This is a genomic window from Hymenobacter sp. YIM 151500-1 (assembly GCF_025979885.1).
Lineage (GTDB): Bacteria > Bacteroidota > Bacteroidia > Cytophagales > Hymenobacteraceae > Hymenobacter.
Genome location: NZ_CP110139.1, coordinates 310001 through 322533 on the forward strand (window position 1 = coordinate 310001; position 12533 = coordinate 322533).

The following is a 12533-nucleotide window of genomic DNA, read 5'->3' on the forward strand; positions in this document are numbered from 1 at the left end:
CAGGTACGAGTGCGTTTGCCGGCAGGGAAGCCACAGAATTGTAGAATAGAGGTAGAAGATAGTCCGGTAGATTTCGACAATGCCTACTACTTCACGCTGCAGCCTGCTGCTCCAATTCCGGTAGTAGAAGTAGCTGCAGATGCGCAGCTAAACCGATTGTATGGCAACGAGCCTTTGTTTCTCTATCAGCATATGGGGGCGCAGGCAGCAGATTACCGAAAACTTGCCACTGCCAACCTAATCATTGTGCGCGAGGCGCTTGGGCTTGGTGCTGGGGTACGTGAGCAACTTCGGCAACGGGTACAACAAGGTGCCACGTTGGTGGTAGTGCCACCGGAAGTAACCGGAAGCCAGGAGTCGTATAGTAGGCTGTTTCGGGAACTGGGGGTAGGACCTATTCAGTGGCAGCCGCGGCCACAAGGAGAGCCAGTGTTGCAGGAAGTGGCGATGCCTAGCATGCAAAATCCTTTTTTTCGGGATGTATTTGCGGGAGTAAATCAGCGAGCCGGGATGCCGAAGGCTGCGCCTGTTTTGCGGTGGTCACGGTCGGGGACTGACGTGCTGCGCATGCGGGATGGGGAAGGTTATTTGGCTGGGTTTGCTAGTGGGGCGGGTACGGTTTATGTATTTGCGGCGCCGTTTAGCGCGCCCTATTCCGATTTCTCGCAGCATCCGCTTTTCGTGCCGGTGCTTTACCGGCTGGCCCTACAAAGCTACCAGCAAGAGCAGCGGCCTGCCTACCGACTAACGGAGCAAGCCATTAGTCTACGACTGCCCAGGGCAGTCAGCACCCAAGAAGGTGAACAAGTGTACCGTTTGGTACAAGACAGCTTGGTTTATATTCCCACGCAGCAACTACAAAATGGTACGTTGCGGCTGGAGGTGCCACCGACGTTGCGCCGGCCGGGCTTCTACATGCTACAACGCGGCAACCAAGCCGTAGCAACCTTAGCATTCAACTTTGACAAACGAGAGTCGGACCTACGCAGCTACTCGGCGGCAGAGCTGCAGCAGCTAGTAGGAACCAACCGACCCAATGTGCAGGTGTACGAAGTAGGGCAAGGGCAGACCGTGGCAGCTCGCTATAAAGCAGCCCGCATGGGTGTGCCCTTGTGGCGCTACTGCCTTTGGGTAGCCTTGGCCTGCCTGCTGGCAGAATCCATACTGCTCCGCTGGCCTCGTAAGGTAACATCGGCACCGGTGGAACAGGCAGTAGCAGCTTAGGCTGGTGGCCAGCAGCTGCGTTCAGACCAAAGTATCGGCAAGGGGAGTAGTGTGGTATGAGTGACTCACGAGGTGGCCGACCAAACTTGATTCTCATCAGCCAACAGGTAATAAAGGTGGTTAGCTTGTATCTTGCTGCCTTTATTACCTGTTGGCTTTGGAATCTGCTGCTTCAACCCCGAACCCTGTGGTGCGCACGGCCGCTTTGTGCGGCGTAGTGGCGGGGGGGCTGTGTATCGGGTGGGTGCTGTTTCTGTATGCCACCGACAACAATCCGTACGGGCCTAAGCGCACACTCTCCAACTTTTTCATTCCCATTGTAGCGGTAGTCAGCCAGGTGCTGTTGCGCCGCTACTATGCAGATGGGCCAGGGCTTTGGAAGTCCATTGAGGTGGGGCTGTTGACCACGCTGATAGCCGCGGCAGTGGCGGCGGCCGGTATGTACACGTTTGCGCAGCTAGCAGGTCCGGGCCTGATTGAACAGCATTTGGCAGAAGCCCGGCACCTACTGGAAAGCACTAAAGCTCTTTACCTGAAACTGCCGAATGGGCAGCAGCAATACGAAGCCGCGCTGCTTGGCTTGGCCCAAACACCCCAGGCATTTGCCCAGGATGAGTTTGCAAAAAAGTTGCTGCTTGGGATTCTGTTAAGTATTCCGGGTGGGGTGTTTTTGCGGAAATGATTTACTTGCCCCCTATCTATTCACTTAAACTTCAGAGCACCATGGAAAACACCTCTATATCTGCTTCCCCAGCTGCGGCGGGCATCCGGTATGGACTAATCGTAGGCATTATCACGGTTATTTATTCCTTTGCCCTGATGGCCACTGGGCTAGAGCAGAACCCGCTGCTTGGCTTCCTTACCTTCGCAATTTTGATTGGGGGTATTGTGATGGCGCATCAATATTTCAAGCAGCACAATGGGGGCTTTATGAGCTATGGACAAGGGCTGGGAATTGCCATAATCATGGGCGGCATCATTGGGGGGCTTTCGGGTGTTTTTCGCTACATCTACGTCAATTTTATTGATGCGGAGTATACCCAGCGGGCCCTTGATGTAGCCCGAGCCAAACTGGAGGACCAAGGTACCTTGGATGATGCGCAGATTGAGCAAACGATGGAGTGGACGGCTAAAATGATGCCTACGGGTCCGCTCAGCATTGTGTGGTCTGTCATTGCAACAGCTTTTTTTGGCTTGCTGCTATCTCTCGTCATCTCCGCCATCACCAAACGCAACCGCCCCGAGTTTGAGTAAGCGTCTTTCGCAGCATTTCCCGGTTGAGCTGTCCATCGTCATTCCGCTGCTCAATGAGGCAGAGTCGTTGCCGGAACTGACGCGCTGGATTCACCGCGTGCTTGCCCAGCACGGGCTAACCTACGAGGTCATTCTGGTGGATGACGGCTCCACTGACAACTCCTGGGAGGTGATTGAGGAGCTGGCGGCCACCGACACGCACCTGCGCGGCATCCGCTTCAACCGCAACTACGGCAAGTCGGCGGCCCTGAACGTGGGCTTCCGCGAAACCACCGGCCGCGTGGTGTGCACCATGGATGCCGACTTGCAGGATTCGCCGGAAGAGCTGCCGGAGCTGTACCGCATGATTGTGCACGACGGCCTGGACCTGGTGAGCGGCTGGAAAAAGAAGCGGTACGATCCGCTTAGCAAAACCATTCCGACTAAGCTATTCAACGGCGTAACGCGCTGGATTTCGGGCATCCGGCTGCACGATTTCAACTGCGGACTAAAGGCCTATGACAGCCGCGTGGTGAAGAGCATTGAGGTGTACGGCGAAATGCACCGCTACATCCCCGTCATTGCCAAATGGGCCGGCTTCCGCAAGATTGGCGAGAAGGTGGTGCAGCACCAGGAGCGCAAGTACGGCACCACCAAGTTTGGGCTGGAACGGTTCGTGTACGGCTTCCTGGACTTGCTCAGCATCACATTCGTGAGTCGGTTTCGGCGCCGGCCCATGCATTTTTTCGGTACGCTGGGCACCCTGTCGTTTCTGGTGGGGATGCTGATTACGCTGTGGCTGGTGGGGCAAAAGGTGTGGCACTCCTGGCACAACCTGGCCTCGCGTGAAGTGACGGCACAGCCCTTATTCTTCCTAGCTCTGGTAGCCGTGGTGGTGGGCGTGCAGCTATTTCTGGCTGGCTTTCTGGCCGAAATGGTACAGCTCAACGGCGCCAACCGCAACGACTACCTGGTGCGGGAGAGGCTGAATTTGAAGTAGAAGTAAGAGAAGCTAGACCGTCCTGCTCTATCTGGCGTCCGCTTGTCGGAGCATCTCTACTGCTGGCTAACTGATTAGCAGTGCAACGAATTACTATTGCAACGAAGCAGGAGAGATGCTTCGCGGGGCTCAGCATGACAATACTACTCCAGCGTCAGCAGGTGGGATGCTTCGGCAAGCAGACGCCAGATCGAGCAGGACGGTCATATTTTATATGTTTCACGTTATGAAAGTAGTCATCATCGGGCCGGCGTATCCATTGCGGGGCGGGTTGGCTACCTACAACGAGCGGCTGGCGCGGGCCTTCCACGAGGCCGGTGACGAGGTGCGCATCGTGACGTTTTCGTTGCAGTATCCGGATTTCCTGTTTCCGGGCCAGACCCAGTTCAGCACCGAGCCCGGCCCCACGGACCTCGATATTGAGGTGAGCCTGAACTCCGTGAATCCGCTCAGTTGGTACCGGGTGGGCAACCGCCTGCGCCGGGAGCGGCCCGATCTGGTGATTTTTCGATTCTGGCTGCCATTTATGGGGCCGGCCCTAGGCACGGTGGCCCGCCTCGTACGCCGCAACCGTCACACCCGCGTGGTGGCCATTACCGACAATGTACTTCCGCACGAAAAGCGGCCCGGCGACCGGCCGCTCACGCGCTACTTCCTCGCGGCCTGCCACGGTTTCGTGACCATGAGCCGCGCTGTGCTGGCCGATTTGCGCCGCCTGCACTTCCGGCAGCCGGCCGTGTACCGGCCCCACCCACTCTACGACAATTTCGGCCCGCTCAAGCCCAAAGCCGACGCCCTGCGGGCCCTGGGTCTCGACCCTGCGTTTCATTACCTGCTGTTTTTTGGCTTTATCCGAGCGTACAAGGGCCTCGACATCCTGCTCCAGGCCTTTGCCGATGAGCGGCTGGCCCACCGGCCTATTAAGCTTATCATAGCCGGCGAGTTCTACGAAGACGCTGCCCCATACGAGGCCCTGATTCGGCAACACAACCTGGAAAGCCGCCTCGTGCGCGCCACCGATTTTATCCCAAATGAGCGGGTAGTGGATTACTTCTGCGCTGCCGATATGGTAGTGCAGCCCTACAAAAACGCCACCCAAAGCGGTGTATCGCAGATTGCCTACCACTTCGGCCGGCCTATGCTGGTGACGGACGTGGGCGGGCTGGCCGAGCTGATTCCCAATGGCGAGGTGGGCTACGTGGTGCCGCCCACGCCCCACGCCATTGCCGACGCGCTGGTGGACTTCTACGAGCACGAGCGGGAGCCGGAATTCACGGCCGGTGTGTGGGCGCGGAAAAAAGAGTTTTCCTGGGAGGTGATGGTGAAGGCGTTGAAGGAGGTGGCAGAAAGACCTAAGCTAATTTCGTAGCTTACAGAACCCCAATTCGTCATAGCTATGCCTACGCCAGCTTATTCCTATAAAGATTTTGTGGCCGCGCTGCCGGCTGAGCGGCAAGCCACCGTGCAGGGCGTCTGGGACACCGTACGAGCGGCTATGCCGGCTGGATACGTGGAACAGGCCAGCGCCACCATGTTACAGTTTGTGGCTGATGGCGAAATGGCCGTGGCGTTGGCTAGCAAGAAAAACTACCTGAGCCTCTACCTGATGACGCTCTACCACTTCCCGGAGCGGGCTAAACTGCTGCAAGCAGCCGCCCCGAAGCTGAAGCTGGGCAAAAGCTGCATCAACTTCAACAGGGTTGAGGAGCTGCCGCTAGAAGCCATTGCCGAGTTACTGCGCGGTATTTCGGCGCCGCAGTACCTGGAGCGGATTGCCAGCAATAAGCGTAATCCGCATCAACAGCCCGCCGACGGCACAAGCTAAAGCGTGTGCTACATGGGCACACTGGCTTGCACAGCCGCAAATACCTTTTCAGCGGGCAAATCCTCCATGCAGCTCACGCCCAGCTGGCAGGTGCCGCGGTAAAAGCACACGCAGGGCCGGTCGGGCTGCACGAGCTGGCCACGGCCGTAGAGGTCAAATTCGTGCGGGTTGAAGATGTTGTTCATCAGGATGGTGGGCTTGCGCAGGGCAATGCTGATGTGCATGGCCATGGTTACCTGCGTCACGATGCCGTCCATCTGGTGCATGAGGTTGATGAACTGGGGCAGGGGGAAGGTGCCCAGGTACGCCGCGCCGGTGGCGGCGTAGAGGCGGCGGTTCCGCTCGTCCTCAGCCTCGCCGCCCAGCAGCACCGGCGCGTAGCCAGCCGCTTGCAGCTGCTGAATCAGCTCCGTCCATTTCTCATCCGACCACAGCCGCGTCGTCCACCGGTCGCCGCAGCCGGTGTTCAGGCCGATGCGGAGGTGGCCCTGGGGCAGCTGGCGCCAGTCGTAGCCCTTGTCCTCGTGGGTATCGAACACGTACTCTTCGCCCCGGAACTCGTAGCCGCACAGCTCGAAGATTTCCTGCACGTAGGGCTTCTGGTTTTGCTGGCTTAGCTCGTCGAACACGCCCGTCAGGTACTTATGATTAGCCAGCTCGTTGCCGGGCCAGGCCACCCCGTACTGCGGGTGCAGGCGGTAGCCGAACTTGCGGCCGGCCCGGATGGAGTCATGCAGGGCGCAGGCTTCCTTGTCTTTATCAAGGTTGAAGAGTAGGTCGAACTCCCGCTGCTGCAAGTGCAGCACGGCGGGCAGGTCCAGCTTCAGTACCTCATCAATCCAGCCGCCATCCTGGAGCAGGATGGCGGGCGTGAGCGTGAGCCAGGTAATGCGGCTGTTGGGATATTCCTGCCGCAGCCGCCGCAGCAAGGGCGTAGTCCGAATCACGTCGCCGATGGCCCCGAGCTTAATAATCAGAATGCGCTGCTCCGTGGGCGCGTACACCGGGCAGCCCTGGCACTGGTAGCCGTGTTCCTTGTTGGGCCGGCACGGAATGTCGCCGCGGAAGTGGCGGCAGTCGGGGCGAACGGTAACGGAAGAAAGCTGCTGGGACATAAAGCGCCAAAGTGAAGCGCGAAGATAGCCAAGCTAGCGAGTGAGAAGCCGACCCGCGGCCTCTGCATAAAGCAAGCAAATTCGTGACAATGTAATTTGTGACAAACGTTTTTGTAACGAAACGCTTTGTAACGAGTCTTGCGGCTTCACTCATCTACTCATCTATTCATTCACCCAAGCGGACGGGCGCGTGCGACGCGCCCCTACACCCCCACATACGAAGCCGGCGAAATGGCGCGCAGCTCCTGCTTCACGGCTTCGCTTACGTCGAGCGTGCCGATGAACTCGCGTATGGTTTCCTGCGTGACGGGGCCGTGGGTACGGGTGAGGGCTTTGAGGGCGTTGTAGGGGTCGGGGTAGTTTTCGCGGCGCAGAATGGTTTGGATGGCCTCGGCTACTATGGGCCAGTTGTCGTCCAGGTCGCGGCGCAGGGCGGCTTCGTCGAGGGCCAGCTTGTCGAGGCCGCGTTGCAGGGCGGTGAGGGCAATGAGGGTGTGGCCCAGGGGCACGCCCAGGTTGCGCAGCACGGTGGAATCGGTCAGGTCGCGCTGGAGGCGGCTGATGGGCAGCTTGGCCGACAGGTGCTCCAGCACGGCGTTGGCCAGGCCCAGGTTGCCTTCGGCATTCTCGAAATCAATAGGATTCACCTTGTGCGGCATGGCCGAGGAGCCTACTTCGCCGGCCTTGATGGTTTGGCGGAAGTAGCCCAGGGAAATGTACTGCCACACGTCGCGAGCCAGGTCGGTGAGGATGGTGTTGAGGCGCTTCACGCCGTCGCAGAGCGCGGCCAGGTGGTCGTAGTGCTCAATCTGGGTGGTGGGGTGGCTGCGTTTCAGGCCCAAGCGCCCTTCCACAAGCTGCCGGGCAAACTCGTGCCAGTCGATTTGCGGATAGGCGACGTGGTGGGCGTTGAAGTTGCCGGTGGCCCCACCGAACTTGGCCCCGAACGGCACCTGGCCCAGCAGCTCCACCTGGGCATCGAGGCGGGCCACAAACACCTGAATTTCCTTGCCCAGGCGGGTAGGGGAGGCCGGCTGCCCGTGGGTGCGGGCCAGCATGGGCACGGCGGCCCACTCCTGGGCCCGCGTGGCCAGCTGGTTGCGCACCTGGGCGTAGGCGGGCAGCAGAGTGCGCAGCAGGGCGTGCTGGAGGCTGAGCGGAATGGCCGTGTTGTTGACATCCTGCGAGGTCAGCCCGAAGTGAATAAACTCCAGGTACTGCCCCAGCCCGGCCTGGGTGAATTGGTCGCGCAGAAAATATTCCACGGCCTTCACGTCGTGGTTGGTGACCCGCTCGTGGGCCTTCACGGCTTCGGCGTCGGCCACCGAGAAGTCGGTGTAGATGCGGCGCAGGCCAGCCGCTACGGCCGGCTCGATGCCGGCCAGCTGGGGCAGGGGCAGCTCGCACAAGGCAATGAAGTACTCCACTTCCACCAGCACCCGGTACCGAATCAGGGCCAGCTCCGAGAAGTAGGGGGCCAGCGGCGCGGTTTGGCGGCGGTAGCGCCCATCCAGGGGCGACACGGCGGTAAGGGGCGTCAGGGCGGCGTAATCGGCGGGTGAGGACATGCGGAAAGGGAGTTAGCCAGAGGACGAGCCAAAGGTAGGACACGCCGCGGGGCGGGCCAATCGGGGCCCAGGCCTTTTTCGCTACCTTTGTCGCCCGAGCGGCGGCGGGTTCGGCACGAATCTGGCAGGCTCGCCGCGACTTCCTTTCTCCCGAACTGTTCGCGTGACCTCAGCTACCAAACGAAAAATTGGCATCGGCCTGGGCATCCTGGCGGCCCTGCTCCTCCTCGGCCTCGGCGTTTTTCTCTTTAAGCGGCAACAGCTGCTGGATGCGGCGTTGCAGCAGGTAAAAGCCAAAGTGGAGCGTAAGTATCCGGTGGTGCTGACCCTGGGTCCCGCCCGATTCACCGACCTGAACACGGTGCAGCTGGACGGCATGAGCATGGTGCCCCGCGCCACGCCCACCGACACCTTGTTGCGGACCCAGGGAGTGCGGGCCTCGCTGAGCGTGCGCAGCCTGTTTGCGGGCCGCCCGGTGTTCAGCAACCTTGAAATCGACAACGCCCGCCTCTCGGCCCGCAAAAACGCCGCCGGCCAGGACAACTACTCCTTTCTCATCCAGAAAAAGAAGCAGCCCACCGTCCGCCGCGACACCACCAAGGGCACCAACTACGGCCTGCTGGCCAATCAGCTGCTGGAAGCCACTTTCGACAACATCCCCGACGAGGCTGACTTCCAGAATTTTCTGGTGACCTACCAGAGCCCCCGCCACCAGGCCCGGCTTACCATGCCGCGCCTGTCTATCGAAGACGGCGACATTTCGGGCCAGCTCACGGCCGTAGTGGACTCGGTGGAAAACCGCGTGGGCGTGCAGGGCCGCATCGACGCCGGCGACTACGAGGTGGACGCCCGCGTGTTTGGCCTGAACCGCCGCCCCGTGGTGCTGCCCTACGTGCAGCGCCGCTACGGGGCGCGGGTGCAGTTCGACACGATTCGCGTGAGCCTCACCGAAAAAGACCTGAGCGGCGGCGACGAGCTAACGGTGAAGGGCACGGCCTCGGCGGCCAACTTCATTGTGAACCACCCGAAGCTGTCGGACAGCGACGTGCGGTTTCCGCGTGGGGGCATTGATTTCGTGGCCCGGCTGGGGCAGGCTTCGTTTGCCCTGGAAAAGGGTACGCGGGTGCTGCTGAACAAGATGGAGTTTTTTCCGGAGGTGTCCGTGCGGCGCCTGCCGGTGCCGGAGCGCATCATCGGCAAGAACATCAACGGCCTGACCAACCGCAACCAGCTGCTGGCCGGCGTGCAGCTGAAGCTGCAAGTAGAATCGGGCGAGACTAAGGCCAACGACTTCTTCGCCTCCTTGCCCGAGGGCATGTTTGAAACCCTGGAGGGCACCCAGGGCGAAGGCACACTCAAGTACCGCCTTGCCGCCGAGCTGGACATGAATAAGCTCGACAGCCTCAAGTTCAACTCGGGGTTGCAGGCCACCAAGTTCCGCATTACCCGCTTCGGCCGCGAAGACCTGAGCAAGCTGAACCAGGAATTCCCGGTGACCGTGTACAACGACAAAGGCGACTCGGTGAAGACTATTCTGGTGGGGCCATCGAACCCGGAATTTACGCCCTACAACGAGGTATCGGACTACCTGAAGGCGGCCATTATGACGGCCGAAGACCCGCGCTTCCTCACCCACCGGGGCTTCATGGAAAAGGCCTTTGTGAAGTCGGCTATCCAGAACATCAAGGAGCGGCGCTTCGCCCGCGGCGGCAGTACTATTTCCATGCAGCTGGTCAAGAACGTGTTTCTGACCCGCAAAAAGACGATAGTGCGCAAGGCCGAGGAAGCCCTGATAGTGTGGATTATCGAAAACACCCGCCTGGTTTCCAAAGAGCGGATGTTTGAGGTGTACCTGAATATTATTGAGTGGGGCCCGAAAATTTACGGGGTGCACGAGGCCTCGGAGTTCTACTTCGACAAGCGGCCCACCAACTTGACCCTCACCGAGAGCCTGTACCTGGCCAGCATCATTCCCAAGCCCAAGTACTACCGCTATTCCTTCAACCAATACGGGGAGCTGCGCGGCTCGGCCCGCTACTTCTACCGCCTTATTGCCGGCCTCATGGCCCGCAAAGGCCTTATTTCGCAGGACGACTACGACAACCTGGGCTACGCCATCAACCTCGACGGCCCGGCCCGTCGCTTTATCGTGACGGCCACCCGCGACACGGTGCGCACCGTGTCGCCGGCCGACTCGGCGCAGTTTGAGCCCCTGAACCTGATTGACCTGCTCGGCGGCCAAACCGCCCCCGATGCCGGCGCCAACCAGGAAGTGCAGCCACCCACGCCGCCCGCCGGCAATGAGCCACCCGCCAAGCCGTGAGAGGTGATAAGGTGAATAGTGATAGGTGACAAGAACGGTTGGCCCCAGCGGGGCGGCATATCGGTAGAAAGACACACATTAGATAGTTTAAAAGCCCCAGCGGGGCGACACCTACCGTCCGCGGACGGTAGGTGTCGCCCCGCTGGGGCTTTCCTCTACACGTACGTTCCAGATTTCTACCGATATGTCGCTCCGCTGAGGCTAACCGTTCTTGTCACCTATCACCTCTAGCCTCTCACTTCTATTTCTTCCTCTTCCTTTTTAGGAAAAAGCAGGGACAAGGCCACGGCACCCACCAGGATAAAGCCGACTACGCCGAGCGAGGCAACCATAGGAATGTGCAGGAAATCGGAGACGAGCAGCTTGCCGCCGATAAAGACCAGGATAAGCGAAAGGCCGTAGTGCAGGTAATGGAACAGGCGCATGAGGCCTTCCAGGGCAAAGTACAGGGCCCGCAGCCCCAGGAGGGCAAACACATTGCTGGTGTAGACGATAAACGTGTCGCGCGAAACGGCCAGAATGGCGGGAATGGAGTCGGCGGCAAATACCACGTCGGTGGTTTCGACCATAACCAGCACTACAAACAGCGGCGTAGCGAAGCGTATACCGTCTTTGCGCACGAAAAACCGGCCTTCGTGCAGGTTGCGGGTGATGGGCAGGTGGCGGCTCAGGAACTTCACCACCGGGTTATTGTCGGGGTCAATTTCAGGCTCGCCGGCGCTGGTGGCCATTTTGATGCCCGTGTACACCAGGAAAGCGCCCAGCACGTACAGCAGAAAATGAAACTTGGCCAGCAGCGCCGCCCCGGCCAGGATAAACGCCGCCCGCAGCACCAGCGCCCCGATAATACCCCAGAACAAGATGCGGTGCTGGTACTGCTGCGGTACCTTGAAGTAGCTGAAGATGAGCAAGAAGACAAACAAGTTGTCGACGCTCAGAGCCTTTTCGATGAGGTAGCCGGTCAGGAACTCCAGCGCCGCCTGCCGGCCCAGCCAGCGGTACACGAGGTAGTTGAAGCCCAACGACAGCAGAATCCAGAACACGCTCCAGCCCAGGGCCTCGCGCATACGCACTACGTGGGCCTTGCGGTTGAACACAAGCAGGTCGAGCAGAAGCAACGCCAGGATAAAGACGTTGAAGCCCGCCCAGAACAATGGCGAGTTAGTCATTGGCGGCAAGATACGCGCCCGCTCCTACTTTGGCATTGGCAGAAGCCACGCGCAACGGGTCTAGCCAGCTTACCGCGTTTCTGGGGCCGAGGTTGCGGGAGCCGGTACCAAAGTGGCGCTGTCGGGGGCCGGCTCGGCCGGGGCGGGGGCGAAGCGCCGGAACCAGCTTTCCACCTTCATCTGCACCACACCCAGCAAGGCTTCCTTGAAGATGCCCTTGGTCATCTTGGACGTGCCGCGGGTGCGGTCGGTGAAGATGATGGGCACTTCCTGGATGCGGAAGCCGTATTTGTAGGCCAACCACTTCATCTCAATCTGGAAGGCGTAGCCCACAAAGTGAATCCGGTCGAGCGGAATGGTGCGCAGCACCCGGGCCGAGTAGCACTTGAAGCCCGCCGTGGCATCCATGATGGGCATACCGGTTACCAGCCGCACGTAGGCCGAGGCAAACCACGACATTAGCACCCGGTCCATGGGCCAGTTCACCACGTTCACGCCCTGAATGTAGCGCGAGCCAATGGCCAGGTCGTAGCCCTGGTGGGCGCAGGCGTCGTAGAGGCGGATCAGGTCGTCGGGGTTGTGCGAGAAGTCGGCGTCCATCTCAAACACGTACTGGTAGCCCCGCGCCAGGGCCCACCGGAAGCCGTGAATGTAGGCCGTGCCCAGGCCCAGCTTGCCGCGGCGCTCCTCCAGAAACAGCCGCCCCGGAAATTCGGGCATGAGCCGGCGTACCACCTCGGCCGTGCCATCGGGGGAGCCGTCGTCAATGATGAGCACATCAATAAGCTGAGGCAATGAAAACACTTTGCGGATAATCAGCTCCGCATTCTCGCGTTCATTGTAGGTAGGTATCAGGACAACCCCGTCGTTCATTGCCCAAAGGTAGAAATTTGCTTCGTGGTACAGCGGAGTTCTGGGCCGGGAGCCGACAAAGCCCGCAGTGACTGCACACGGTGATAGTGCTACTAGGACGCAAGGCCAACGCATTACGTTGCCTGCGCGTCGTTGTGCTACAGGTACACTACCACTGCGTAGGGCCCGCTAGTGTGTAACAGCAAAAACCCGGCTCCAGGTTT

At 59.9% G+C, this 12533-nt stretch carries 11 protein-coding genes (1 of these 11 cut by a window edge); 7 read left to right on the top strand and 4 right to left on the bottom strand.

Annotated elements, in window-relative coordinates; translation table 11 throughout:
* The 6 genes from OIS53_RS01180 to OIS53_RS01205 all read left to right on the top strand — a co-directional run.
* Positions 1–1224, top strand: partial view of a BatA domain-containing protein gene (locus OIS53_RS01180; RefSeq protein ID WP_264680558.1) — the 3' portion only. 840 nt of this gene lie to the left of the window's left edge; only the last 1224 of its 2064 coding nucleotides appear in the window; its start codon lies beyond the left edge, outside the window; its stop codon occupies positions 1222–1224.
* Positions 1225–1381: 157 nt separating this feature from the next.
* The gene (locus tag OIS53_RS01185; RefSeq protein ID WP_264680559.1) at positions 1382–1906 is read left to right on the top strand and encodes a DUF4199 domain-containing protein; all 525 of its coding nucleotides are present in this window, start codon (positions 1382–1384) and stop codon (positions 1904–1906) included.
* Between the two features lie 41 nt (positions 1907–1947).
* On the top strand, positions 1948–2478 hold the full coding sequence (locus OIS53_RS01190; protein WP_264680560.1) for a DUF4199 domain-containing protein: 531 nt from the start codon (positions 1948–1950) through the stop codon (positions 2476–2478).
* A complete protein-coding gene (locus OIS53_RS01195) occupies positions 2471–3457 on the top strand; it encodes a glycosyltransferase family 2 protein (protein ID WP_264680561.1) in 987 nt (328 codons plus the stop codon). The genes OIS53_RS01190 and OIS53_RS01195 overlap by 8 nt, the downstream gene beginning before the upstream one ends.
* A gap of 226 nt (positions 3458–3683) precedes the next feature.
* Complete coding sequence (locus OIS53_RS01200; RefSeq protein WP_264680562.1) at positions 3684–4826, top strand: glycosyltransferase; 1143 nt, start codon at positions 3684–3686, stop codon at positions 4824–4826.
* A 27-nt stretch (positions 4827–4853) separates the two neighbouring features.
* Positions 4854–5282: a DUF1801 domain-containing protein gene (locus OIS53_RS01205; RefSeq protein WP_264680563.1), complete on the top strand. Its 429-nt coding sequence runs from the start codon at positions 4854–4856 to the stop codon at positions 5280–5282.
* 8 nt (positions 5283–5290) lie between these two features.
* Here the strand turns inward: OIS53_RS01205 and OIS53_RS01210 are convergent, their stop codons facing one another.
* Complete coding sequence (locus OIS53_RS01210; protein ID WP_264680564.1) at positions 5291–6397, bottom strand: glycosyltransferase family 9 protein; 1107 nt, start codon at positions 6395–6397, stop codon at positions 5291–5293.
* Between the two features lie 203 nt (positions 6398–6600).
* The gene (purB, locus tag OIS53_RS01215; RefSeq protein WP_264680565.1) at positions 6601–7965 is read right to left on the bottom strand and encodes an adenylosuccinate lyase; all 1365 of its coding nucleotides are present in this window, start codon (positions 7963–7965) and stop codon (positions 6601–6603) included.
* A 163-nt stretch (positions 7966–8128) separates the two neighbouring features.
* On the opposite strand from purB, the gene OIS53_RS01220 reads away from it, so the two are divergent.
* Positions 8129–10288: a transglycosylase domain-containing protein gene (locus OIS53_RS01220; RefSeq protein WP_264680566.1), complete on the top strand. Its 2160-nt coding sequence runs from the start codon at positions 8129–8131 to the stop codon at positions 10286–10288.
* Between the two features lie 227 nt (positions 10289–10515).
* Here the strand turns inward: OIS53_RS01220 and OIS53_RS01225 are convergent, their stop codons facing one another.
* Together OIS53_RS01225 and OIS53_RS01230 are read right to left on the bottom strand one after the other, a co-directional pair.
* Positions 10516–11457 carry a TerC family protein gene (locus OIS53_RS01225; protein ID WP_264680567.1) on the bottom strand — a complete coding sequence of 314 codons (942 nt, stop codon included), beginning with the start codon at positions 11455–11457 and terminating at the stop codon, positions 10516–10518.
* A gap of 69 nt (positions 11458–11526) precedes the next feature.
* The gene (locus OIS53_RS01230; RefSeq protein WP_264680568.1) at positions 11527–12330 is read right to left on the bottom strand and encodes a polyprenol monophosphomannose synthase; all 804 of its coding nucleotides are present in this window, start codon (positions 12328–12330) and stop codon (positions 11527–11529) included.
* Positions 12331–12533 lie beyond the last annotated feature (203 nt).